This window comes from Prevotella sp. Rep29, assembly GCF_019551475.1.
GTDB lineage: Bacteria > Bacteroidota > Bacteroidia > Bacteroidales > Bacteroidaceae > Prevotella.
This window is the reverse complement of the sequence record NZ_CP047159.1, coordinates 405,054-431,952: the sequence shown is the minus strand read 5'-3', so window position 1 is coordinate 431,952 and position 26,899 is coordinate 405,054. Positions and strand designations below refer to the sequence as shown.

General features: G+C 45.5%; 19 protein-coding genes and 1 tRNA gene. 15 read left to right on the top strand and 5 right to left on the bottom strand.

Annotated elements, in window-relative coordinates:
- Positions 1-516: 516 nt before the first annotated feature.
- Positions 517-590: transfer RNA gene (locus GRF55_RS01805), tRNA-Met, on the bottom strand.
- Positions 591-725: 135 nt separating this feature from the next.
- Here GRF55_RS01805 and GRF55_RS01800 point away from each other — a divergent pair.
- Entirely contained in the window at positions 726-1,124 is a 399-nt protein-coding gene (locus GRF55_RS01800; RefSeq protein WP_220368859.1) for an START-like domain-containing protein, read from the top strand.
- Between the two features lie 209 nt (positions 1,125-1,333).
- Here the strand turns inward: GRF55_RS01800 and GRF55_RS01795 are convergent, their stop codons facing one another.
- Together GRF55_RS01795 and GRF55_RS01790 are read right to left on the bottom strand one after the other, a co-directional pair.
- Positions 1,334-2,389, bottom strand: coding sequence for a nucleoside hydrolase (locus tag GRF55_RS01795; protein ID WP_220368858.1), 1,056 nt, complete (start codon positions 2,387-2,389; stop codon positions 1,334-1,336).
- A 49-nt stretch (positions 2,390-2,438) separates the two neighbouring features.
- Complete coding sequence (locus tag GRF55_RS01790; RefSeq protein WP_220368857.1) at positions 2,439-3,179, bottom strand: SDR family NAD(P)-dependent oxidoreductase; 741 nt, start codon at positions 3,177-3,179, stop codon at positions 2,439-2,441.
- Between the two features lie 196 nt (positions 3,180-3,375).
- Between GRF55_RS01790 and GRF55_RS01785 the strand changes: the two genes are divergently transcribed.
- The 8 genes from GRF55_RS01785 to GRF55_RS01750 all read left to right on the top strand — a co-directional run bounded on the left by GRF55_RS01785 (position 3,376) and on the right by GRF55_RS01750 (position 12,648).
- Complete coding sequence (locus GRF55_RS01785; protein ID WP_220368856.1) at positions 3,376-5,292, top strand: LptF/LptG family permease; 1,917 nt, start codon at positions 3,376-3,378, stop codon at positions 5,290-5,292.
- A 27-nt stretch (positions 5,293-5,319) separates the two neighbouring features.
- Positions 5,320-6,528, top strand: coding sequence for a bifunctional 3,4-dihydroxy-2-butanone-4-phosphate synthase/GTP cyclohydrolase II (locus GRF55_RS01780; RefSeq protein ID WP_220368855.1), 1,209 nt, complete (start codon positions 5,320-5,322; stop codon positions 6,526-6,528).
- A 639-nt stretch (positions 6,529-7,167) separates the two neighbouring features.
- Entirely contained in the window at positions 7,168-8,001 is an 834-nt protein-coding gene (locus GRF55_RS01775) for a MotA/TolQ/ExbB proton channel family protein (RefSeq protein ID WP_220368854.1), read from the top strand.
- A gap of 31 nt (positions 8,002-8,032) precedes the next feature.
- Positions 8,033-8,659 (top strand): biopolymer transporter ExbD, encoded by a 627-nt coding sequence (locus GRF55_RS01770; protein ID WP_220368853.1) that lies wholly within the window; start codon positions 8,033-8,035, stop codon positions 8,657-8,659.
- Between the two features lie 3 nt (positions 8,660-8,662).
- Positions 8,663-9,310 (top strand): biopolymer transporter ExbD, encoded by a 648-nt coding sequence (locus tag GRF55_RS01765; protein WP_220368852.1) that lies wholly within the window; start codon positions 8,663-8,665, stop codon positions 9,308-9,310.
- A gap of 31 nt (positions 9,311-9,341) precedes the next feature.
- On the top strand, positions 9,342-10,166 hold the full coding sequence (locus GRF55_RS01760) for an energy transducer TonB (RefSeq protein WP_220368851.1): 825 nt from the start codon (positions 9,342-9,344) through the stop codon (positions 10,164-10,166).
- Between the two features lie 13 nt (positions 10,167-10,179).
- Positions 10,180-11,145 (top strand): PstS family phosphate ABC transporter substrate-binding protein, encoded by a 966-nt coding sequence (locus GRF55_RS01755; protein WP_220368850.1) that lies wholly within the window; start codon positions 10,180-10,182, stop codon positions 11,143-11,145.
- Between the two features lie 69 nt (positions 11,146-11,214).
- Entirely contained in the window at positions 11,215-12,648 is a 1,434-nt protein-coding gene (locus tag GRF55_RS01750) for a tetratricopeptide repeat protein (RefSeq protein ID WP_220368849.1), read from the top strand.
- Between the two features lie 198 nt (positions 12,649-12,846).
- On the opposite strand, the gene GRF55_RS01745 is transcribed toward GRF55_RS01750, so the two are convergent.
- Positions 12,847-14,388: an IS1634 family transposase gene (locus tag GRF55_RS01745; RefSeq protein WP_172774742.1), complete on the bottom strand. Its 1,542-nt coding sequence runs from the start codon at positions 14,386-14,388 to the stop codon at positions 12,847-12,849.
- Positions 14,389-14,766: 378 nt separating this feature from the next.
- Positions 14,767-14,934, bottom strand: a complete 168-nt coding sequence (locus GRF55_RS01740) for a DUF362 domain-containing protein (RefSeq protein WP_220368848.1) — start codon at positions 14,932-14,934, stop codon at positions 14,767-14,769.
- A gap of 170 nt (positions 14,935-15,104) precedes the next feature.
- Between GRF55_RS01740 and GRF55_RS01735 the strand changes: the two genes are divergently transcribed.
- The 6 genes from GRF55_RS01735 to GRF55_RS01710 all read left to right on the top strand — a co-directional run bounded on the left by GRF55_RS01735 (position 15,105) and on the right by GRF55_RS01710 (position 26,856).
- The gene (locus tag GRF55_RS01735; RefSeq protein ID WP_220368847.1) at positions 15,105-15,851 is read left to right on the top strand and encodes a porin family protein; all 747 of its coding nucleotides are present in this window, start codon (positions 15,105-15,107) and stop codon (positions 15,849-15,851) included.
- A 230-nt stretch (positions 15,852-16,081) separates the two neighbouring features.
- Positions 16,082-18,607 (top strand): zinc-dependent metalloprotease, encoded by a 2,526-nt coding sequence (locus GRF55_RS01730; protein ID WP_220368846.1) that lies wholly within the window; start codon positions 16,082-16,084, stop codon positions 18,605-18,607.
- 10 nt (positions 18,608-18,617) lie between these two features.
- Entirely contained in the window at positions 18,618-21,698 is a 3,081-nt protein-coding gene (locus GRF55_RS01725; RefSeq protein WP_220368845.1) for a TonB-dependent receptor, read from the top strand.
- An 18-nt stretch (positions 21,699-21,716) separates the two neighbouring features.
- On the top strand, positions 21,717-23,462 hold the full coding sequence (locus GRF55_RS01720) for a RagB/SusD family nutrient uptake outer membrane protein (RefSeq protein WP_220368844.1): 1,746 nt from the start codon (positions 21,717-21,719) through the stop codon (positions 23,460-23,462).
- 55 nt (positions 23,463-23,517) lie between these two features.
- The gene (locus GRF55_RS01715; protein WP_220368843.1) at positions 23,518-24,375 is read left to right on the top strand and encodes a T9SS C-terminal target domain-containing protein; all 858 of its coding nucleotides are present in this window, start codon (positions 23,518-23,520) and stop codon (positions 24,373-24,375) included.
- Between the two features lie 21 nt (positions 24,376-24,396).
- Positions 24,397-26,856: a hypothetical protein gene (locus GRF55_RS01710; protein WP_220368842.1), complete on the top strand. Its 2,460-nt coding sequence runs from the start codon at positions 24,397-24,399 to the stop codon at positions 26,854-26,856.
- Positions 26,857-26,899: the final 43 nt, after the last annotated feature.

Genomic DNA, 26,899 nt, shown 5'->3' with positions numbered 1-26,899 from the left:
CCGATCCGCCCCTACGATGTATAGAGCGCATTGCAAATGCTTATATTGAATGCGTCCGGATAGCATATCCGAACGAACTGAGCTTCGCTAAATGATATGTTGCTTTCTCATGACTTTCGATAATATTGCATTCCGAAAACACCCTAAAAAGACGGAAAAGGCGAAAACTTTTATTTTCGGACACTTTCGGTGTTTTCGGAGGCTTTCGGGATAAAAATCAGGGCTATATAATGAGGTAATTCTCATGCGGCGGATATTTTCCTCCCCACCCCGCCTGTCGGCACCCCTCCCCTCCGCGAGGGGCGGGGAGCGGTACCCCATTAATCTGCGGTAAAGATTTCCCCTTCATCTGGAGATTTTTTTTCTCGCAGAAACCGCAGAAATACAGACGGACACTCATCATATTCAAATAACTATTTACCTCTATGAAATTTCGCTTGAGCCGGAATTCCAATTCAAAGGGCGGGCACAAAAAAAGACGGCAGCAAGATTGCCACCGTCTTTTTACGCTTCGTGTAGCGGGACCCAGGATTGAACTGGGGACCTCATGATTATGAATCATGCGCTCTAACCAGCTGAGCTATCCCGCCTCATCATTCGAATTGCGGGTGCAAAGGTAACATAAACTTTCGAATTACCAAAAAATATTCCTTCTTTTTTATGGTTTTCTCACAAGAAATGTTTATTTTTGTAGCGAAGAATTATGCAGAAACAACAAAAAACTTATGAAAAAGCAGAAAATCATCATAGAGAGAGAACTGAAGTCAAACTCCGAAAACATCATATGGGCGCTCATCAGTACGGAAGGCGGACTGGCTAAATGGGTTGCTGACGATGTGACGGAGACGGAGAAGCAGATTACGTTCAGATGGGGCGAGGAGTGGAGTCACCACGAGATTCATGTCGCCAACATCATCAAGAAAGTGAAAAACGACCACCTGCGCCTGCGCTGGGAAGACGAGACCGACGACGATGCCTACCTGGAGTTCAAGATGGAGAAGAACGACCTGACCAACGACTACATGCTCTACGTCACCGACTTTGCACTGCCCGAAGACCTGGACAGTCTGCGCGCCATGTGGGACCAGAACTTCGAACAGCTGCGACAGTCGAGCGGACTGTGATTCAGCGGCAGTCGGCAATCAATGACTGCCAACGTTTTCCTGACATTTTTTATCTTCATCCACATCTGCCATCACACGTTGTGGCAGAGATGTTTTTGCTCGTTTCGCTGGGTTAAAGAATGATGATTAACGTTCGTTTGCCGTAATCATATTTATCATTTGTCAATTATCAATTAGCGAAGCGCTCTCACCCTGCCGGGGCAACTCTTTCAGTTGTGTTCCATGTTCACATCGCGTATTTTCTGCAATACCTCAGCCGCCCACTCTGCCGTTCCCGGAAGCTGATAGCGACAGTTACCAAAGGCGGATGGTGTGAAGTGCGTGACGCACTCCGGCGTAAGCGTGACCGTGCCGCGCTCGGAGAGTCTGAACTGTTCGTCGCCCTCCACAGCCTGGATGACCGTCATCAGGTCCCACATCCGCTGTCCCGTGTTGCAGTCGCACGTCATATAGACCTGTTTGATGGGATGGTTATCCGTCCACGACACATCGCTGATGACTTGACTGGGCGTGTACTCCACGGCTTGTCCCACCTCCATCGGTGAGAACACGATATCCACATCCTTCGGCCACAGACGGAAAAACTCAAGTGCAAACGAAGGTCCTTGCGCGAGATTGAAGTCCGGCTCTTCGGCATCACCGAACACGCCACCCTGCAAATAGAGACATTTTACCTTGCGTCGCACCAACTCTACGCCGTTAAGTTCAGAGTATTCATCTGCCTCCGACTGCAAGAGTTGTGCAAGGCACGTCACGAAACCGGTAGAGCAAATCGACACCGAATGGTCGGGCTGCGCCGCAAGCAGACGGCGATACAACTGATAGCCGTCAGGCAGAGCAGCATAATCACTGACCGACCGACGAAACATCGGAGCACCATTGTCGAGCGTATAATAAGGCATCTGTTTGTAATCTATCCACACCACCGGGTTCTTGATGCCATTGCGCACAAGTGCCAACGGCGTGTTTCCGTCGCCGAAATAGGTGTTCAGCACATCAGCACAGGCAGCACAGTCCTCACCTTCGCGGTCAACCACCACGCCGAGCAACCGACAGTACCCCTCTTGCTCGTAGCGATGAAGCAGCTGCAGGGCAAAAAGGTCGTCGGTTGAAGAGCCCATATCGGTATCGAGAATCACCAGCGGAATGCCCTTGTATTCCCTTTCGTCACCACCGGCAGAGCCATCGTCGTCAGAACAGGCAGACAAAGCCAGCAGACAGCCGACAGACAGGATAATCACAAACAAATCAAATCGTTTTTTCATCTTCTTTTCCTTTATATCAATTTTTGCAAACATTCAGATACAACCGAATCTACTGGCACACCAAACCGCCATCAATAAGATAGTGACCGCCGGTGCAGAACGACGCCTTGTCGGAGATAAGAAAATACACCATCTCCGCCACTTCCTCCGGTCTGCCCGCCTCCTTGCGTGCAAAGAGCGCGTTCTCCTCCTCCCAATACTGCGCGATGGTCTTGTTGTCCTTCTCCGAGAAAGCATTGAACAGGTTGTCCACCAACGGCGTATGGATAGTGCCGGGACAGACCGCATTGACACGAATATTGTGAGCGCCCAAGTCTATCGCAAGGCTGCGCGCCATCTGACCGATGGCACCCTTGGTCATGCCATAGACAAAACTGTGCGCCTTGCCCACAAAAAACTGGTCAGAGGAATTGAGCACCACCGCCCCACCGCCTCGCCGGATGATATAAGGCAGTACCGCCTGAAGCGTATAGACGGTGCCGTAGATATTGGTTTGAATGACCAGGTCCAACTCTTCCTGAGTGACATCCAAAATGGTATTGCGACGATGAATGCCGGAATTGCAGAACACGGCATCTATCCCTCCGAACTCCTGCTCGGCAATTTGCGCCGCACGTTCCAGTTCTTCCTTCTTGGAGGAGTCCGCCTTGACGAAACGGGCATGCACATCAACATGAGGCGGTTCCTGTATGTCCGTCAGCAACACGTTCCAACCCTCGCTCAGAAACTTGGCAACGGTCGCCGCACCTATCCCACTCGCGCCACCGGTAATAAAAACAGTCTTATTCATCTCCTCGAGTTTTTGTCATACACCCTATTATTCTCCTTACGACACACGCATATTATCCATGCCCCCTTCTCCTACGAAAGAGCTGGCAAAGACAGAGCAAAGATACAAAAAAATATGAAAAATGGCGCTTTTCTGATATTTTTATTTTAATTTTGCACGTTGTAAACGGCAGCATAGACCGCTGCCAGCGAAAAGCATGAAGTTCGGCATCAGAAAACTGGACATATTTATTGTCAAGCAGTTCGGAGTTCTCTTTGTCGGAGCACTCTTTATTTGTCAGTTCATACTGATGATGCAATTCTTGTGGCAGCACGTCGATAAGCTGATAGGCAAAGGACTATCGCTGGACGTACTGGCACAATTCTTTTGGTATATGGGTATCTTCCTGGTGCCACAGGCGCTGCCACTCGCCATCCTGCTCTCGTCGCTCATCACCTTCGGAAACCTCGGCGAGAGTTCGGAGCTGACCGCCATCAAGGCTTCAGGCATATCGCTCATGCAGACGTTCCGACCGCTGATTGTCATCACCATAGCCATCGCACTGGGATCGTTCTATTTCCAGAACAGCATAGGACCGGAAGCCAACCGCAAACTGGGACAACTGCTCTTGTCGATGAAACAGAAAAGCCCGGAACTCGAAATACCGGAAGGTGTCTTTTACGACGGCATACCGAGCACCAACCTCTACGTACAGAAGAAAGACATGGAGACGGGAATGCTCTATGGCATCATGATCTACAAAATGACCAACAGCTTCGAGGACGCAGCCATCATACTCGCCGACTCGGGCATGCTGCAATCGACAGCCGAGAAGAAACACCTGCTGCTCACGCTCTACAACGGCGAATGGTTTGAGAACATGCGCTCGCAGGAACTGGCTGGCTCGGCGAACGTGCCCTATCGACGGGAGACGTTCTGGCACAAGAAAATCGTGCTCGACTTCGATGCCGACTTCAACCTTACCGATGCCGTCTCGCTCTCCAGCTTTGCAAGGGGAAAGAGCCTCAGCGAACTGCAGACCGGCATCGACTCGCTCAACCATGTGTATGACAGCATCGGACGCAACTTTTACAACGAAGCGAAGGTGTACTACTACCACAATCCCGCCTCACGGCAAGACAGCGTGAACGCCAGGAAAGTGGGAAGCAGCGCGGCATACAACATCGACAGCATCTACCAGAAGGCACCGATAGAGACACGGCAGAGAGCCGTGAACCTTGCACTGAACAAGGTGCAGCAGCAGATGAGCGACCTGGAATTCCGGAGCATCGTCACCTCCGACGGCGACAAAGTGCTCAGGCAGTTCAAGATTGAATCCATCAACAAGTTCACACTGGCGCTCTCGTGCATCATCTTCTTCTTCATCGGAGCACCGCTGGGGGCTATCATCAGAAAGGGCGGACTGGGTATTCCCATCATCGTCTCGGTGCTGGTGTTCATCATCTTCTATATACTCGACAACACTGGCTACAGAATGTCGCGCGGCGGCATGTGGACCATCTGGTTCGGAAAAGGACTGGCGACAGCCGTGCTCGCTCCCGTGGCTGCCTTCTTCACGTATAAAGCCAACAACGATTCAGCCGTGTTCAATCTGGATGCCTACCGAAACCTGATCATGCGACTGCTCGGTCTGCGCATCAAGCGACCTGCCTACGGCAAGGAAGTGATTATCAACGACCCCGACTATGCGAACGACCACGCCCAACTGCTCCGACTGACGGACGAGGTCAGCCAATACGCAAGGGAACACAACCTGAAGTCGCCACCGAATATCATCCGGACTTTCTTCAAATACAAGCCCGACCACGAGATTGAACGCATCAGCGAAGAACTTGAAAGTGTCATCAACGACCTGTCCAACTCGGAAGACAAACTCATCATTACCGAACTGAGCAAATACCCCATACTGGCGGTAAAGGCACACACACGCCCCTTCGAGCGCAAATGGATGAACATCGCCGCTTTCTTCCTCGTGCCCGTCGGCGCATTCCTGTATCTTAGGATGTGGCGATTCAGGTTGCGTCTGTCAAAAGACCTGCACAGGATACAGCAGACCAACGACAAGATTGTCAAGCGCATCGAAGAAAAAGGATGGGCAGAAAAACAAGAATAAACTTTTCACATTATTATATATATAAGTATGGAAAACTATCGACTCGATAGCATCGAAGATGCAGTAAAAGATTTCAAGGAAGGTAAATTTGTCATCGTTGTGGATGACGAAGACCGCGAGAATGAAGGCGACCTGATTATTGCCGCAGAAAAGATAACCCCCGAAAAGGTGAATTTCATGCTTAAACATGCACGCGGCGTATTGTGTGCACCCATCACCCTGAGCCGATGCAAGGAACTGGACCTGCCCCACCAGGTGCAGGACAACACCTCCGTGCTCGGCACTCCTTTCACCGTCACCATCGACAAACTGGAAGGATGCTCGACGGGAGTCTCCGCACATGACCGCGCAGCAACCATCAAGGCACTCGCCGACCCCACCTCCACTCCGCAGACATTCGGAAGACCGGGACACATCAACCCTCTCTACGCACAAGACCACGGCGTGCTGCGACGTTCGGGACACACCGAAGCAACCATCGACCTCTGCCGACTGGCAGGACTGTACCCCGCCGGCGCACTGATGGAAATCATGAACGACGACGGAACGATGGCGCGCATGCCGGAACTGATGGAGATGGCTAAACAATACGACCTGAAAATCATCACTATCAAAGACATGATAGCCTACCGGCTGAAGACGGAATCGCTCATCGAAGTGGGCACCGAAGTGGAACTCCCGACCGAATACGGCAATTTCCACCTCATACCCTTCCGTCAGAAGAGCACCGGAACGGAACACATGGCTCTCATCAAAGGAACGTGGGCGGAAGACGAACCGGTGCTGGTGCGCGTACACTCTTCATGCGCCACAGGCGACATCCTCGGCAGCAAACGGTGCGACTGCGGCGAACAGCTGCACCGCTCGATGCAGATGATTGAAAAAGAGGGGAAAGGCGTACTCATCTACATGCAGCAGGAAGGACGAGGTATCGGACTCATGAATAAGATTGAAGCCTACAAACTGCAGGAGGAAGGTTACGACACGGTCGATGCCAACACCCACCTCGGATTCAAACCCGACGAGCGCGACTACGGATGCGGCGCACAGATGCTCCGCCACCTCGGCATACACAAGATGCGACTCATGACTAACAACCCCGTCAAGCGCGTCGGTCTCGAAGGCTATGGACTGGAAATCGTCGAGAACGTACCCATCGAGGTGGCACCGAACGAATACAACCTGCGATACCTGCAAACGAAAAAAGAACGCATGGGACACAACCTGCACGTCTGAAACCATCAGGCGACACGCAGGACTGTAGCACCAGAATGGACAAAACATCTCAAAACAACAGAATAAAAGAAGCCGGAGGTTGACCCTATACAACCTCCGGCTTCTTTTATAATTGACAGCCCCGACTCCAAACAAAACGGCAAAACACAAATACCAAGGGCGTGTTCCATGAATTAGCTTTAGATGCTATTTGACAGAAACAAGCATACTGATTTACGGAACTCCCTAAGATAAAAAGTGAAAGAAAAAAGTCAAAAACAACGATTTTTGAAACAAAAATGCCAGAAAAAACGAAATAATGCCCATTTTTTTTCGTTTAAACAAATAAAAGTATTATTTTTGCAGGAACAAAATTTAAAAAGGAGCATCCCAAATCCCTTTATTCCGAGCGCTTCGGAAGAAACGAGAGATGGGTGCCGGCATGGATGAAAACACGCTGCAAGCGGCAACGAAAATGGGGCAAATTTGAAAAAATCATAGTTAAAATACCATAATTCTTGTGGCAGTTTGAACGAAATGCTTATCTTTGCGAAACTATTTCCTCCGAAAGAGGAGGGACAAGTCTAACAAACAAGAAATAAAGAAATCATATAATCAATTTATTAATAACCAAAATTTTAAAAATTAAAAGTAATTATTATGGCAACAAAAACAAACACTACAGCTCCGGTGAAGAAATCACAGGGCTTTCAGGGAGTAAAAGCAGCATTCTGGATTATCGTTGTTTGCTTCATTCTCGCAGTATTGTTCTTTAAGTTCTTCCTCGGAAGCAGTGCTCACATTGACCCGAACAACGGAGAAGTTATCGACGGAAACATCTGGGGTACAATCTACAAAGGTGGTATCGTCGTTCCTGTCATCTTGACACTTTTGTTCACTGTGATTGCTCTCTCTATCGAGCGCTGGCTCGCTCTTCGCACAGCATTTGGTAAAGGTAAGCTTCCTCAGTTCGTAGAAAACATCAAGGCTGCGTTGAAGGCTAACGACTTCGCAAAGGCTCAGGATCTCTGCGACAAGCAGCGTGGTACCGTTGCTAACGTTGTAGGAGCTTCTCTCCGTACATACAAAGAGATGGAAGGAACTGCAGGTATGAAGAAAGAGCAGAAGATTGCACGCATCCAGCAGGCTCACGAAGAGGCAACTCAGCTTGAAATGCCTACTCTTCAGATGAATATGCCGATCATCGCTACGATCACAACACTCGGTACGCTGACCGCTCTTTTCGGTACCGTTGTCGGTATGATCCGTTCATTCGCAGCGTTGGCAGCTGGTGGTGGTGCAGACTCTCAGGCACTTTCTCTCGGTATTTCTGAGGCCTTGGTTAACACCGCATCTGGTATTTTAACATCATGGGTAGCCGTTGTTGCTTACAACTTCTACACCAACAAGATTGATAAATTGACATACGCCCTCGACGAGGTAGGTTACACCATCGCTCAGACATACGAAGTTAACCACGCAGAAGAGGCTTAATTTTTGCTAACCCTTTAAAACATTTATCGCTATGGGTAAAGTAAAAATTAAGAAAGCGGACATCTGGATTGACATGACCCCAATGTCAGACGTGATGGTGCTTTTGCTGACCTTCTTCATGATGACGTCAACGTTCGTCAAGAATGAGGCAGTGAAAGTCAACACACCGCAGTCGGCATCAAAGGTCAAGGTCCCAGAGAACGATATTCTGAACATCACCATCAATCCTGAAGGAAAGGTGTTCATGAGTATGGATAATGTGAACTATTTGAAATCTACCCTGGACGGAATGACCAGCAAGTTCGGTGTCAACCTGACACCTGAGCAGAAGGCAGTCTTCTTGGAAGAGACACAGTTCGGTGTTCCAATGGACAGATTGGCACAGTTCCTCTCTCTCCCCCAGAACAAACGGAGCGAAGCCTTGATGCAGTTGGGTATCCCTACTGATAGCATCGAAGGCAGCGACGGAGAAAAAGGAAAGAGCGAGTTCCAGCTGTGGGTAGATGAAGCTATTGCTTCCGGTGATGAAATCAAGCTCTGCATCAAGGCAGACGCCAAGACACCCTACAAGGTCATCAAGCGCGTCATGTCAGAATTGCAGGACATGGATCAGAACCGTTACCAGTTAATTACATCGTTTAAAGAAGCGGAGGATTAAAGAATGGCTAAACAAAAAGAAAGTAGACAGAAAAAGCAGACCGTACGCGTGGACTTCACGCCTATGGTGGACATGATGATGCTTCTTATTACATTCTTCATGCTCTGTACCTCTCTCAGCAAGCCTCAGGCAATGCAACTCACAATGCCGAGCAATGATGAGAACATCCAGGACAAAGACCGTAACGCGACCAAAGAGTCACACACCATTACGATCTATCTGGCAGGAAACGACAAAATCTATTACATCAAGGGAATTCCTAAGTATGACGACCCCAGCTGTATGGTAGAAACCACTTGGGGAAAGGAGGGTATCCGCAAGGTACTCACCGAGCATCAGACCGAAGAAGGAATCATTCCGGTTGCACGCATCCGCAAAGCGAAACTGGATCTTGATGCGAAGAAAGATGAGACCAACATGGAAGACAGCGTCTATCAGAACGAACTGAAAAAGATTCGTGACGGTGAAATCAATGGTGAGAAGATTCCTACACTGACCATCATTATCAAACCGCTCGACACTGCCTCTTATGACAACATGGTCACAGCGCTCGACGAAATGCAGATTTGCAGTATCAGTAAGTACGTCCTTGACAAGATTTCCAGCGACGATGAGAGACTTCTCAAGTCAAAGAACATCCCCTTGCAATGACAATGTGTAACATTTAAAACAACTTGAAGCTATGTCAAAAATTGATTTGATAGACAATAACTGGGTTGACCTTGTCTTTGAAGGAAAAAACAAGGAATATGGTGCTTACGTACTGCGTAAAAACACAGGAAAGCGTAACGTATGGTCCGTCATCATTATGCTTGCCATCGCAGCTGCGTTAGGAGCCATCATCGGAGTCAACGCCATTATTGAAGCAAATAAGAAAGAAGAAATCTCCGCAGACGTGGAACTCATGAACATCACCAAGAAAGAGGTGAAGGTCGAGAAGAAAGCTCCTGTGAAGATTGAAGAAGCAAAACCAGTTGAAAAAGTAAAAAGTTCTGTGAAATTCGTCCCCCCCGTCATCAAGAAAGACTCGGAGGTGAAGCCTGAGGAAGAGTTGAAGTCACAAGACGACCTCAACAAGACCAAGACTGCCATCGGTTCCTTCAACGTTGAAGGTAATGACGACAAGGGAGGCGAAGTACTGAAAGCCAAGGAAGTCATCGCACAGCCGGAACCGCCGAAACAGGAAGAGACAAAAATCTTCGACGTGGTGGAACAACCGCCATCGTTCCCCGGAGGTCAGGCAGCATTACTGAACTGGCTCAGCTCACACGTGAAGTACCCGCCGATAGCTGAAGAGAACGGCATCCAAGGACGCGTCATCGTAGGATTCGTCGTTGAACGCGACGGTTCAGTCAGTCAGGTACAGGTAATCCGTGGCGTTGACCCGTCACTCGACAAAGAGGCAGCACGCGTGGTTGCATCCATGCCGAAGTGGACACCGGGAAGACAGAACGGTCAGAACGTACGTGTGAAATATAACGTACCGGTTAACTTTAAGCTACAGTAAACTGAATTTTGAAATGAACAAAAACGTATATTGCGTTTTAATTGGACTCTTCATAGCAACCTTTGCGCTTTCGTCTTGCGATGACAAGCGCAAAGGTTCCGGAAGAACAGACACACATTCATCAGGAGCGATATCATTCGCTTCTGATGAAAGTTTTTCTCCCATCATCGATGAAGAGGTAGAGATCTTCGAGCACAACACGCCGAAAGCAAAGCTCACACCAATTTACACAAACGAATCCGAAGCCGTAAAAATGCTTCTCGACGAGAAAATATTTCTCGCCATCACCTCGCGTGACCTAACCAAGAACGAACGGAACATCTTGAAGAACAAAGGCTACAAGAACATCCGCTCCTTCCCCATCGCCTATGACGGACTGGCACTCATCGTCCACAAGTCAAACACCGATACGTGCATCACCGTCAACGACATCGCACGCATCCTCAAAGGCGAAGTAAAGAAATGGGACGAAATCTACCCGCAATCCAAACGCGGCGATATCGAAGTCATATTCGACAATCCCAAATCAAGCACTGCGCGCTACGCAGCAGACTCAATCCTCGGAGGAACACCCATCAACAGCCCCAACATCCAGGCAGTTGACAAATCCGAGGAAGTCATCAACTACGTGGAAAAGACCCCCAATGCCATCGGCATCATCGGGTCGAACTGGCTCAACGACAAACGAGACACCACCAACGTCACCTTCAAGAAGAACATTCGAGTGATGTCTGTCAGCAGGATGCAGACAGCCACTTCATATAACAGCTGGAAACCATACCAGTATTACATCTACAACGACAGCTACCCGCTGATTCGCACCATCTACGGAATATTAACCGACCGCATCAGAGGGCTCCCATGGGGATTTGCAAACTTCCTCACAAGTCCAAAGGCGCAGCTTGTCATCTTCCAGTCATCACTCCTTCCTGCATACGGAGACTTGACGGTCAGAAAAGTAAATGTGACGAAAGATTAAACCCATAGAAAACAAAATCATCTTATCAGTAGAGATAATTAACATGTTTAATTAAAAAAAAGAAGAATTATGAAAACTATCAAATATTTATTCTTAGGTGCACTGCTCTTCGGTTACAGTGCAACCGCCATGGCACAGACAGACAACAAGTCAATCATCGATGCCATCTCTATCGTTATCAAGGAAAATCCTGCAAATGCCGAAGCGCAAGTGAAGGAAGTAGTGAAGAAAAACAAGAAAAACATCGAAGTCCTCTGCGGCATCGGTCGTGCTTATCTCGACATCGAAGACACACAAAAAGCAAGACAGTATGCCGACATGGCGATGAAGGTGAGAGGCGGAGCACAACACGCACTCCCGCACATCCTTCTCGGCGACATCTATGCCGTCACCGATGACGGCGGAAACGCATCGATGGAATACGAACAGGCAATCATCTTCGACAAGATGAACCCCGAGCCCTACCGCAAATATGCACAAATCAACAGCAAGGTGAGCCCGGAAGCATCAGCAGCCAAGCTCGAAGAACTGCGCAAGGTGCGTCCCGACTATCCCGTTGACGTCATCAACGCCACTATCTATATGCGCGCCAACAACCTCGCCAAAGCCGTGGAATACTACGACAAGGTGAACAAAGCCGACATGGAAAGCAGCGACCTGGTGAACTACTCACTCTGCGAGTTCCTCAGCAGCAACTTCGAGAAGAGCCGCGAGATAGCATCCTTCGGTGCAGAGAAATTCCCACGCCATCCGGCACTCAACCGCCTGGTATTCTTCAACAGTACCAACCTCAAGGACTTCGACACGGCACTCACCTATGCCGACCGACTGTTCAACCGCTCAGACAGTGCGAAAATCACTTCCACTGACTACCTCTACTACGGACACGCATACAACGGAAAGCAAGACTACGACAAAGCCATCGAAATGTTCCGCAAGAGCATCGAAATCAACCCCGATGCCAAGAGCGACGTGCTCGATGCCATGTCAAACATTGCCAACGCATATCGTGAGAAGGGCGACTACAACAACGCCATCACCGAACACCGCAACTATCTCGGCAAACTCGAGAAAGTGAAGAACACTGACTATGCAGCACTCGCACAAATCTACCTCGACTGGGGAGCAGGACTCACCGGCTCAGAGCAGACAGCAAAACTGGAGGATGCCAACAAGGTGTATGACGAAATGATTCAGAAGTTTGCCGACGACCCCAACACACTCGTCTTCGCATACAACAAAAAGACTCAGATCGACAACATGCTCGACCCCAACGTGGAGAAATTCCTCGCACTGCCCGACTATACAAAACTGATTGAAATCATCGAGGCAATGCCGGAAAAGAGCAACACCGACCGCAACCGTCTGGTTACTGCCTACCACTATCTCGCACACTACAACCTCGTCAACAAAAACGAGTCTGTAGCAAACGAATACTGGAACAAAATCCTCAGCATCGACCCCACATACGCTCCTGCACTGGACGCACTGGGAAGAAAATAAGACATACCCTGAACACAAAAAAGCATCCATGGCACCCGTCATGGATGCTTTTTTTATTGCCACACATTTTGAATTGAGAATTAAGAATTATGAATTAAGAATTATGATTAGAGATTATTTAGCCGTTACCGTATTTACCATTTAGCGAAAGGTTTTAACCGCAGATTGTCTCCTGACTTCGTCAATGCGCCACCCAAATTAAGATTTGTTGCCAGATATGTCGAAAAGTGGTTTCACTGCGAGGTGCTTCTCCGTCAAGAAGAGTGTCTTAGTGAAGTAAGTCCCGTTTTTAGGCATCCTTACCCTGATTGTCGTGATAGTTTTGGCTGCCTCAAGCACCTTATCGACACTCATCCCAATCTTGTTAATGGCAATGAGTCGCTCCAGTTCCTTATATACCTTATAGGCGATGAAGCAAATGCAGACATGTGCCTCTATCCTACGTTCTGTAAAATGAAACATCGGACGCATTTCCAGAGTTCCTTTTGAAATACGGAATGCACGTTCCACCACCCAGAGTCCATGATACTCGGCAATGACACGCTCGGCGTCAAGGTCTGTATTGGTGATGTAGCCCTTGAGTCCGTCCCACTGGCAGTCCTCTGCAATCTTCTCTTCGCTGATGACGACTTCTATGTCCTTGCTGATTTCAAGAAACTTGTTGTAGCCACGCTTGTTCACCTGACTCTTCGTGATGCGTCCGGTCTTATAGGCTTTTCTCAATCGGACAATTCCGCGGTCACGGTTGTAGGCATCCTTCTTTGCACGCTTGTCGGAATAACTGACGATAAGTCTTTCCCCATTCTCACGTTTGTAGTCGTAACAGGCTTTATCAACCTTCTCTAAAGAGAGAATCCATTGCTTCACGCTTGCGCTCTCGCTCTTGATGCGGGCTCCAAGTATGTAGTTGTAGCCAGCCTCCTGCAGCAAAGTGACATTGTTCTTGTTCATCAAGCCTGAGTCTGCCACCACAACAAAATCTTTCCCCAGATTGAAACGCTGCTTGAAGTCATCTATCATTGGTATCATGGTGAAGCCCTCATACTGGCTGCCGTTGAACAGAGAGTATGAAAGCGGGTAGCCTCCTTCTGATACAAGCAGACCGAGTATAACCTGTGACTCTGCCGTCTTTCCATCCTTTGAAAACCCCGGTTCACGCAATACGTCCGTCTGTGCTGTCTCAAAGTAGAGCGTCGTCACGTCGTAGAACATCAATCCAATCTTGCCTCCGAACAGTTTCCGGGTGTGCTCTACGCTAATCTGCTGCGCAAGCTCCATCTGGGTATTGTAGAGCTTGTCCATGTAGCGATAGATGTGGTTGAGGTCAACATCTTCATCATAATATGACTTCAGGTAATCTACTGTGGCAAGTTTGCTTCTGGGCTGCGACACCCTTGCGATTACCAAATGACGCAGAATCTCATCGGGAATCCGGTTGAAGCCGATGCTGTCATAGACTTGATCAAGCAGAAGCCGAGTACCGTTTATCAACACGTTGTCAATATTGCTAAGGAAACGCTCTGTCTCCTCGACTTCCTTTCCCTTGCGGTCATCAAAGTCAAGTTCTTGCTGACCGCCAAATGAACGTATCCATGCAGCAGCCTTATCGCATAATGAATGTATTTCCTCTTCGGATGTAGAGGAGCCAAACGATTTTATTTCTTTATACTTTCCACTCGCTTTACTGACCACTACCACACTTGTAGAGCCGGAACGATTGTGTTTCTTGCGTACATACATGGTGCAAAGGTACACGTTTTTCGCTTGCGCCACCCAAACCACCCAATAATTTTACGTAACTCGCTGATTATCATTGTGCGCTATATGATGGCGCAAAAAAGTGATGAAGTCAGGAAGAATTATGAATTAAGAATTATGATTAGAGATTATTTAGCCGTTACCGTATTTACCATTTAGCGAAAGGTTTTAACCGCAGATTGTCTCTACCTCCCCACCCCTTACCCCTCCCCTCAGCGATGGGAGGGGAGTGAAGTTAGTGGTTTTCTCCCGCCAGGCGCTCTCCCCCATTTGGGGGGGGAGTTGGAGGGGGCTCCCCCCCAAAAAAAAATAGGCAGCCCCTCAACAGGACTGCCTATATGCATGTAGTTTACATTTCCATTAAGGAAGGCTGATTGCCTCAGACGGACAAACGTCTGCGCAAGTACCGCATTCTGTGCATTCATCAGGATTGATAGAATACTTGTCGCCTTCAGAGATTGCTCCTACAGGACATTCATCGATACATGTACCGCATGCGATACAATCATCACCAATTACATAAGCCATAATTCAATTCTTTTTTTATGATTAATAATGTTATGTACCTATTTTTGTACGGTGCAAAGATACAACTTTATTTTGAAATACCTAATTTTAGGTATCTTTTTTTCAAAAAATATTATTCTTACGCCAGTTGAAAGACAATAACTACCAAGAATGGACGTTATATACAAAGAATGAGAAACAAATATCTCCATATCCTTCTACTGCTCTGTCTGTGCCTGACAGCCAATGCTCAGGAACGGAGAGTTGAGAACCGTCCGTACGTGGACCTGCGCCCCTTCCACTTCGGCGTGATGGTCGGCACACACCTGCAGGACATCGAATTTACGAATGTCGGTCCGCAACTGATTACCCTGGAAGACGGAACGACGACAGAAAAGCTCGTCATGTGCGACCAAGACCGTTGGGACGCCGGATTTACGGTGGGCGTGCTGGGAGAGTTCCGGCTTCATCAACATTTCCAACTCCGCGTGGCACCAGCCATGTATTTCGGTACACGCCACATCACCTTCCAGAACCTTACCGACCAACTGGCTGACGGGCAGCCCGTCGTACAGCATCAAGACATCAAGACGGCATACGTGTCAACCGCGCTCGACCTCATCTTCGCCGCTCCCCGTTTCAACAACCACCGCCCCTACCTCATGGTGGGCGTCAATCCGATGATTAACCTGTCGGGGAAGAGCGAAGACTATCTGCGGCTGAAACGCTATGATGTATTTCTTGAAGCAGGTATCGGCTGCGACTTCTACCTGCCCTTCTTCAAACTCCGCCCTGAACTCAAGTTCATGTACGGACTCACCAACAGCCTCGACACCAATCACGCCAACGAAATCAAGGACAAGAACATGCTGATGTACACCAATTCGGTCAGCAAATCACGCAGCAAGATAATTGCCCTCACCTTCTATTTTGAATAACAAAAAGCCACACACTTTTTGTTCTTTTCCAAATACCATTTTTCAATATTTTCAGAGCGCCTGTAACGCCATCTAAACGTATTGGCTGAACAAAAAAAATGCACAACACCTACCATACAAAATCCGAACGAAATAGGGCGTTCTAGCAAGTTTTAGCAAAAAAAATAACTTTTTATAAAGGTCTTTCAATTTTAATTCGTATCTTTGCATACGACTTAAACAAAAATACCATGAGATATCTACTGCTTTTATGCGCCTTCACATGTGCTTTCTATTTATCAGCACGTGACAAAACAAAGAAAACTTTAGGCGGGGGCAAAGTTTTATCTGCACTTAAAAAAGATTCTGTCGGTACAGACATTCAAAAGATCAAGAAGGATGCGACCATCAAACCTGGGCTTTTCACTGTTTATTTCAATGAAAAGACGGGTAAGTTACACTTTCAAATCCCCGACACTGCATTTTCAAAAACATACATGCTAACGAGTCGCATCTCTTCTACAAGCGATGGTCAAGACTTTGTTGCGGGGCAAATGAATGTCCAACCGATGCTTATCAGTTTTTCCACAGATGGGAGAAACGTGTATCTACACCAAATACAGAATCTGAAAGTTGTTTCCGAAGGCGACCCTATCCAGTCAGCTTTTCACAGAAACAATCTTAATCCTGTTTTGAAGGGATTTAAAATTGCAGCCAAGGATTCATCAAGCGTGTTTGTTGATGTAACAAATTTCTTTGGAACCAATGAAAAAAGCATCAGCCCCATTAAAGACTCCGACCCCGTTTCCAAACTTTTGGGTGGCGGTAACAATCTGAAAGGGACATTTGTTGCCGATGCTTCCGGCATTAGCGAAGTGAAATCCTTTGAGAAAAATATTGAAATAGAAACCCTTTTGTCCTATATGACGACAGGAGCTGTCGTGAAACCATATTCAGTTTATGTGCGCCGATCGTTGTTTGTGCTTCCCGACAGTCCGATGTCTATGCGCCTTCAAGACAATCGTGTTGGCTATTTCTATACAGACAAAGACATTTTCACGACTACGGAAGATAAAATTCAACAACAGTCATATATCAACCGTTGGCGTTTAGAGCCAAAAGAAGAAGATGTGGAACGCTATTTCCGTGGTGAATTAGTTGAACCGAAAAAGCCCATTATCTTCTATGTTGACACAGCATTTCCCGAGAAATGGCGCAAGACTATCAGGGAAGGCATTGAAATTTGGAATCGTGCATTTGAACAAGCAGGGTTTAAAAATGCCGTTCAGGCTTATGATTACCCAGAAGATGACCCACAATTTGACCCTGACGACATGCGCTATAATTGCTTTCGCTATGTGGTCACGGCAACGCAAAATGCAATGGGGCCCAGTTATACAGACCCACGTACAGGTGAAATCTTGGCTGCTGACGTCATCTGGTATCACAACATCGTTTCACTGCTCCACAACTGGCGTTTCATACAAACGGCAGCAGTGGATAAGCGAGTGCGGAAAAGCGTGTTTGATGATGATGTGATGTGTGAATCCATGAAATATGCTGCGTCACATGAAATAGGACATACACTGGGATTAATGCACAACATGGGTGCCAGTTATTCTTTTCCCGTAGATAGTTTACGTAATCCTGTATTCACGCAAAAATATGGAACAACTCCAAGCATTATGGATTATGCCCGCAACAACTATGTTGCACAACCCGGAGATTTAGAAAAAGGCGTCAAATTAACACCACCGGATTTGGGCATCTACGATGTTTACGCCATCAATTGGGGGTATCGTCTTATCCGCGGAGCGAAAACTCCAGAAGAAGAAAAACCGACTCTCAACCAATGGATAGCAGAAAAAGCAGGAGATCCAATGTATGAGTTTGGTGCACAACAAGTATTCAGTACGGTGGACCCTACAGATCAGACTGAAGACCTTGGCAATGATCACATAAAAGCCAGCAATTATGGTATCAACAATCTGAAGATCCTCGTCAAGAATTTCGACACATGGATGCAGGAAAAAGGAGAACGCTATGACAACATTGACAATCTGTATCGTGAGATCAACAAGCAATACGCCAGATATGTGAAGCACGTTGTCCCATATATTGGAGGCATCAGATATGAAGAAATACGGCAAGGCGATGGTAAAAAGACATCTAAACATTACATCAGTAAGCAGAAACAAAAAGAAGCCATGAAATGGTTATTGAACGAAGCACGCACTTGTGACACATGGCTCCTTCCCAAAGAATTTATTGGAAAAATAGATGTTGATTTATATACTAATCAGAAGTTGCGAAGCCAAATTGTTACAGCTTTCTTAAACGGAACTGCACTATATCGTATTAAAGAAGGGGGTATTGCCAATTCTACTCAAAACTATCAGCTTGATGAGTATTTGCATGACCTCACAGAAATATTGTTCCTTGCCCCAACCAATGGTAAATTGAGCGATGTGGAACAAGAAATAGAAAGCACTGCCATTACACAAATGCTCAACAGCAGCGGATTAGCAGAAAAAAGCAACAACAGTGCCTCTTCACAAAAATCGCATAACAGTTTTTGCGGTTTCGACACACAATTCGCACGGTTTAATTTAGGAGTCGCCACACTTACAAAACACCAAATGGGTGCTATCATGATGGGGCGCTTACAAAAAGTACTGCAAAAATATAAAGCCTACCGAAATGTTGCAAGAGGGAATACTCTCGACTTTTATAATTATCAGATATTATTAATTGAAAAAGCTTTATTGAATAAATAAATTTGTTTTTATGATGAAAAAAGGATTTCTTTACATGTTTTTTCTTTTGTGCTTACTGTTTTTGGGCAGCACAAATATCTATGCCCAATCCGATATTCTTAAAGGAACAGTAAAGGATACAGGCGGCGAGACGCTGATTGGAGCACAAATTCGATGGAAAGATTCAAAAACAATTTCCATTACCGATATTGATGGGAACTTCAGCATCCCCAGAATTAAAGGCAATAAGACGTTGATTATCTCATATATCGGCTATAAACAGCATGAAGTAAACATTGCAGATGGGCAGAAGAGTATAGAAATCATCATGGAGGATGATGCGCAGAGCCTTGACGAACTTGTTGTTGTCGGCTACGGTTTACAAAAAAAGTCATCGTTAACAGGATCTGTTGAGACAATTAAAGCAGACGACTTGCTTATGATGCCAACGATGAATCTTGACCAAGCTTTGACTGGACAAGTTGCAGGATTGCAAGTAATGCAGGCAACAGGCGACCCGAGTAGTGCCCGCGAAGCTGATTTGCATATTCGTGGTATTAATTCTGCCCCTTTACTTGTAATTGACGGAGTCCCACGTTTCGGCACTACAACTTCTGATGGAGAAATGCGCTTGTCCGATTTGAACCCTGACGACATTGAAAGTGTCACCGTCCTGAAAGATGCTGCTGCCGCAGCTGTTTATGGCGCGCGTGCAGCCAATGGTGTAATACTTGTACAGACTAAACGCTCGGAAGGAAACCAAAAAGTTCGCCTGAATTATCGCGGACAATTCAATCTGCAAGAAGCAACCCATTTTCCTGAATTCCTCAATGCATATGATTTCGCCATATTGAGAAACCGCGCTATAGAAAACTCAGGCTCAACGATTGTTCCGTACACAGATGAGCAGTTGGAACAAATTCGCACTCATAGCAATCCCAACGTCTATGGCGATGAGAATTTGTTAGATTATCTTAACAAAACAGGTTGGTCAACGACGCATAGCCTTTCCGCAAATGGCGGCAATAAATTTATAAAATATTATATGTCGTTTGGATATGCAGACACGAAAGGACTTTATAGCGGAGTTGGAAGAAACCGATTGAATTATATGGCAAAGTTAGATGCCACATTAACGGAAGGGCTTGTCCTTTCAGTAGATGTTAACGGTTCTCGAACCCGAGCAAAAAACAGCAGCTACACAACCGTTGATGCAGCATACAGCTTTTCTCCCGTTCAAGTTCTTCGCTATACAAACGGCTATCTTGCCAGTGTTGACGGAAGCAATCCGCTTATAAACATTAACGGATTAGGCGGATATCGCCAAGACAATTATAAGATGAACACCATTACAGCAACACTGAATTGGGAGCTTCCATGGATTAAGGGGTTAAACGCATATATTCGAGGAACTTTTGACGACAACAGCCAGGTTCGCAAAACATTCAGCAAGCCTGTTACACTCTATACATACGACGATGAAACCGACGCATATACACCTAACCCCAATACCGTTTATCCCACAGCAAAAGTATCATTATCGCAATATGACCAATTCTATGAAAGCCAACTTTATGAAATAGGTTTTAACTATAATCATACATTTGCAAACAAACACGATGTTGGGGCGACATTAGTTGCAAACTATCAACGTACACATTCTTTATATATGCAAGGAGTCAACCAAGATAAAGGTATTTACCCAGAAACGATGGGGACAGCTCTTTCAGACATGACTCTGACAGGAAATGAAAGCAAAAACCAACGCGCATCTTTGATTGGACGTGCTAATTACGGATATGCAAACAAATATTTCTTTGAGTTCAGCTTCCGCCTTGATGGATCCAATAATTTTGCTCCAGGCAATCGATGGGGATTTTTCCCATCATTCTCTGCGGCATGGGTAATCTCTAATGAGAAGTTCTTCCAAAACTGGAAGCAGGAAGTTATTTCCAATGTCAAGCTGCGTGCTTCAACCGGTTGGCTTGGAAATGACGGTGTTGTAGGACCTTTCTCTTATTTAAAAACCTATCTGGAAGCACCGGGTTCGGGATATCAAATCGGTACGTCATACCGTCCAGGACTTATTATGAATGGAAATCCTAACCCCGACCTTACTTGGGGAAAAACACACGACTACAACATTGCGACAGATTTAGGATTCTGGAAAGGTCGGATTGGTATCACATTTGAATATTTTGTCCGGTATGAAACAGATAAAATCACATCTGCCCCCGATTATCTTTACCCATATTCTACTGGCGTAAATGGTAATGTACCATCCTTGAATTTCTCAAAACTAAAAGCTTGGGGATGGGACTTGACGATCAATCACCGCAATACAATTGGTAAGTTTAAATATAACATAGGACTCTCTTTGTCAAAATCTGACGACAAATACTTAGATTTCGGAGACGAAAGTGCTCAAAATCCTAATCTCAGACGCAAAGGAAACAGTAGCATGGTATGGACCATGTATAAGGCTGCCGGACTTTTCCAGAGCTGGGAAGAAATTGCCGAATGGGCAGATCAGGACGGACAAGGAAACGCCTCGCTTGCTCCTGGCGACATCAAATATGTCGATATGGATGGCAATGGAAAGATTGATGTGAACGACATGGTGTATGTAAAAAATTCTTCCTATCCTGATATGGACATTGCACTTCGCATAGGAGCTTCTTATAAAGGATTTTTTATTAATGCTATGTTCCAAGGAGAAAAAGGATTCAAGAAGAACATCACGGAATATTATTCTTTGGATAACGGAACTTTACAGCGATTCCAAAAATATCACCTTACGGAAACTTGGACAGAAGACAATCCAAATGCAAAATATCCACGTATAAAATTTGTGACAAGTAGCGACAACAACCGCAGGGCATCTACATTCTGGGTTCAAGACTGTAATTTTATCCGCCTTAAGACCTTGAATATTGGTTATCAGTTCTCACAAGCTGCATTGAAGAAACTACATTTGTCCTCAGCAAGCATTGCATTGCAGGGAAGCAATCTCTTTACAATATCAGACTTGACTGACATGGATCCCGAACAAACCAGTCGTGGTTATCCTATTCAACGTAGCTATGGTATCACACTTAATCTCGGTTTCTAACAATAATAATTCAAAAAAATGAAAATATATAATTATATCATTGGCGGAATGTTAGCAGCGTCAACAATGTTGACAACCAGTTGTAACGACTTGTTCGACGATGCTCCAATCAATCAGATTTCAGATAAGGTTACATGGAACAACTCTATGTTGCTTGATGAATATGTCAACACTTGGTATCGCAACATGAATAACGGCTTTAATCACTTTGTCTTCACAATGTCTGGTTATGGGGCAATGTCAAGATATTTTCTTCCATGGTTCGGTGATCAGATTACCGTTGGAAGAAGTGATTGGCTAAACTCTGGTTATGGCGATATCCTAAAAGGAAATGAGACAACAATTACTGCATGGGCGCAAGGGCTGTGGAGTAACTATTACACACAAATTCAATACATCAATTCATTTTTCGAAAATAGCCACCGTATCACAGATGGTGATCAAAAGACACGGATGACAGGTGAAGCCTATTTCTTCCGCGCTTATTATTACTATCTGTTGTGGCAGCGTTTTGGTGGCTCATTACTTATTGACCATGTCATCGATCCACTGAAAAATCCCGAAAAAACACCCCGCGCTTCTTATCAAGAGATGGTGGACTTTATTGTAAAAGATGCAGAAGCTGCAGCAAATATCCTGCCTGTCGCTTATGATGCTGCTGATATCGGGCGAGTAACAAAAGGCGCAGCACTGATGTTGAAAGCAAAAGCTTATTTTTGGGCTTCCAGCGAGCAATTCCAAAATAAAGAGAAAAACTATTTGGGATTTACTGATAATCAGTCACAAGCAATGTTGGTAAAGGCAAAACAAGCATACGAAGAGCTTTTTGCCCTGAATGCTTATGAATTGATTCCGATTACTTCTACAACGCAAGATGGCATTAAGGATGAATATCGGAAGATTTTCTTAACCAAAAACAGCCAAGAATCTATCTTGGAAGTGCAACACTCTGACGATGGTGATTATTCCAATAAATTCGGACATCGCCTTGACCGCTTTGCTGCAGCTCCTTCTTTCACAGGAACCTATTGTGCCTACACGCCGACCCACAACCATACGATGGAATATGACATGCGCGACGGAGCCAACTATAATGCACAAGATCCATATACTAATCGCGACTATAGATTCTATGCAAACATTCTTTATGACGGAAGTATCTATCGCGGTCATCAAATGGACATTCATACGACAGATGGAGTCAAAGGTGAAGACCTTAAACCTTATGGAACTTCCACTTCTGCAGGATATACGATGACAGGGTATTATATGGCAAAATTCTTGGATGAAAGTCAGACAATTGACAATAATGACACTTACGCATCGAAACAAAATTATATTATTTGGCGTTTGGCAGAGGCAAAACTCGACTATGCTGAAGTTTGTTTCCGACTCGGAGATGCAGCGACGGCTTTGCAACAAATCAATGACATCCGTAGCAGAATCCACATGGATACCAAGGCGACTGTCGAACTTGATGACATTCTTAAAGAACGCCGGGTGGAGATGGCTTTCGAAGAAACAACTTATTGGGACTATTTCCGACTTGGTACTGCCATGGAAAAATTAAATGGTGGAACAAACCCATTGAAGAAGATTGATATCACAGTGAGAAACGGCAAGACAACTTATACCGTCAGCAACTTGGATAGAAGGGCCAAAAACAATTGGATATTTACCGAGAAGGAATATTATTTCCCCATACCATGGAGTGAGGTCAAGTATCAAGGAATTGAACAGAATCCTGGATGGAGTGAGGTATAATGCCTCATTCCATATATTGCATTATTCAGATTATTAACTTTTAAAAGTAACAAAGATGAGAAAAACAATTACACTATTGATGCTGTCATTACTTTTTGTTATGACGGCAAATGCCCAAGAGTACAATCTATTTCCCGCAGCAGATGTTGACGAGAATGGTTGGCTTTGGTTTGACACACAAGCAAAAATCGACAAATACGTCGGTCTCTGCAATGAGGATGACTACACGGTTGACCCCAATGGCAAAATTATTCAGATGGTATTTGCCAACATCACCCCCGACTATCCGGAAACGACGGCTGACCCTGATGCCTATGGTGTAGGTACAGATGCAGAATTTGGAAGCGATGGAGCGAAGAAAGGTGCAATTATTATTGCTCCTGCATCAGGACAAATGAGCACCAATGGAGGGTGTTTCATTCTCAACCTTCCTTCATGTTCTACAATCAGTTTGTATCTCTCATCAGAAGCTCGCATGTTGATGCAAACGCTGAAATTAGATCCGAATTATGCCATTGATGAGAATGGCTCTGACGGTACTGGAAATACAAAGGTGATTTATTCTAAAGCTTCTGTGTTTAGTGCGCTCCACAATGCAGGACACTATCAGTGGGAAGGTGTGGCAACAGCAAATAACGGAAATAATAGTGGTGTAAATTTTGTCTCAAATAACGAGGTTTATTTTGCTTTGCGCAATTGCCACAAATATCCAGTTTATGTTCATGGCATTAAAGTAACAACCCCAAAACAAGAGACTGCTTCTATTACTGAATTGACTGATACTGACGAAAATGTAGTAGAGCAATTGTACAGTATAGATGGAAAGCTGATGAACAACAAAAAAGCTGCGCAACAAAAAGGCATTTACCTTCTAAAGAAAGGACATCAAACAAAAAAGGTTATTATGAAATAAGTAATTATAAAGGAATAGACTATGAAAAAGAATTTACTTTTATTATTGGGACTCTTATTAGCGCTTACTGCAAAAGCTCAAGAGCCTGCAATCACCGCTACTGGTACAGTCGGTGAAGAACGTACAATCTCTGTTGGTCTGAATGCTGCAGGTACAGTGAAGTTGGATTGGGGAGACGGAACACTTGTTGAGAAAACAACCACTCAAGCATATGACGGTTGGGATGGTGCTGCAGAATTTACCGGAACACCTCAGGGAGACGGAGTCATTAAAATCTATGGTGACGGTATCATATATCTGGAAGCTAACGGAAGATTCAATTCAGACAAGACTGACATCCCCAATGCACTGACAGCAATTGACGTGACTAAAGCGACAGATCTTACGGAAATAGCAATCAACGCAAACAAGCTTACCACAATAGACCTGAGCAAAAACACAAAGCTTAGCAGCCTTAATATTGCGAACAATCAATTTGAAAGCATTAATCTTGAAGCCAATGCTGAATTGACAAAGTTAACTGCCAATGACAATTTGTTAACCGCTATTGATCTCAGTAATAACACAAAGTTGACGTCAGTGGTACTCAGTAACAACAAAATCACATCACTTGATTTCAGCAATAATAAGGTTATTAAGACATTTACTTGTCTGAATAATGAATTGACAAGCGTGACCATCGGTGCAAATACTGCTACGGGACACACGTTCCAGTTTGGCGGCAACAAGCTCACATCGTTCAGTCTCATGCAAGCAACAAACATTGCCACTTCATTCGTTTACTTGCGGGACAATGAAATCAACGACCTTCAGCTGCCGGCAAATGTAAGAAGAATCTGGGTGGACGGCAACGCATTCACACTCTCACAACTGTATGAGTTGAAGTCAAAAGCCACACAGACATTCACTTATGCTACGACTTACACTAAAGACTATGCACAGAAACCGTATCAGATTCCTGAGACGATTGACGTGAACGGCACCGTTGACCTCTCCTCTCAGGCAACACTCGGAGCGGTAGCGACGGTCTTTACATGGAAGAATGCAGAAGGTACTGAACTCGTTGAGGGGACAGACTACACCTTCAGCAGCGGAGTGTTCACTTTCCTTACCGAGCAGGAAGCAATACATTGTGAAATGACAAACACAGAACTGCCAAACTTCACAACAGCCAAACCATATATCACAACAACGATGAAAGTGAAAGATCCGAATGCTCCTATCATTACTGCTATTGGTATTGTCGGTGAAGAACGCACAATCTCTGTTGGTCTGAATGCAGTAGGTACAGTGAAGTTGGATTGGGGAGACGGGACACTTGTTGAGAAAACAACCACTCAAGCATACGACGGCTGGGATGGGGCTGCAGAATTTACCGGAACACCTCAGGGAGACGGAGTCATTAAAATCTATGGTGACGGTATCATATATCTGGAGGCTAACGGAAGATTCAATTCAGACAAGACTGACATACCGAATGCGCTGACTGCAATTGATGTAACTAAAGCGACAGATCTTACGGAAATAGCAATCAACGCAAACAAGCTTACCACAATAGACCTGAGCAAAAACACAAAGCTTAGCAGCCTTAATATTGCGAACAATCAATTTGAAAGCATTAATCTTGAAGCCAATGCTGAATTGACAAAGTTAACTGCCAATGACAATTTGTTAACCGCTATTGATCTCAGTAATAACACAAAGTTGACGTCAGTGGTACTCAGTAACAACAAAATCACATCACTTGATTTCAGCAATAATAAGGTTATTAAGACATTTACTTGTCTGAATAATGAATTGACAAGCGTGACCATCGGTGCAAATACTGCTACGGGACACACGTTCCAGTTTGGCGGCAACAAGCTCACATCGTTCAGTCTCATGCAAGCAACAAACATTGCCACTTCATTCGTTTACTTGCGGGACAATGAAATCAACGACCTTCAGCTGCCGGCAAATGTAAGAAGAATCTGGGTGGACGGCAACGCATTCACACTCTCACAACTGTATGAGTTGAAGTCAAAAGCCACACAGACATTCACTTATGCTACGACTTACACTAAAGACTATGCACAGAAACCGTATCAGATTCCTGAGACGATTGACGTGAACGGCACCGTTGACCTTTCCTCTCAGGCAACACTCGGAGCTGTAGCGACAGTCTTTATATGGAAGAATGCAGAAGGAACGGAGCTTGTTGAGGGGACAGACTACACTGTCAGTGGCGGAGTGTTTACCTTCCTTACCGAACAGGAAGCAATACATTGTGAAATGACGAACACGGAACTGCCAAACTTCACGACAGCCAAACCATATATCACAACAACGATGAAAGTCGGTGACACTACAGGCATCAACTCTATAATAAATGGAGAAGTGAAGGGAGAAGACGTATGGTATAATCTGAATGGTCAGCGCATTGCACAGCCAACAAAGAAAGGATTGTATATCCATAACGGAAAGAAAGTAATCTTCAAATAAATGCGTATTTAATCCCCTTCTCTCTTATTGGGGGAAGGGGATT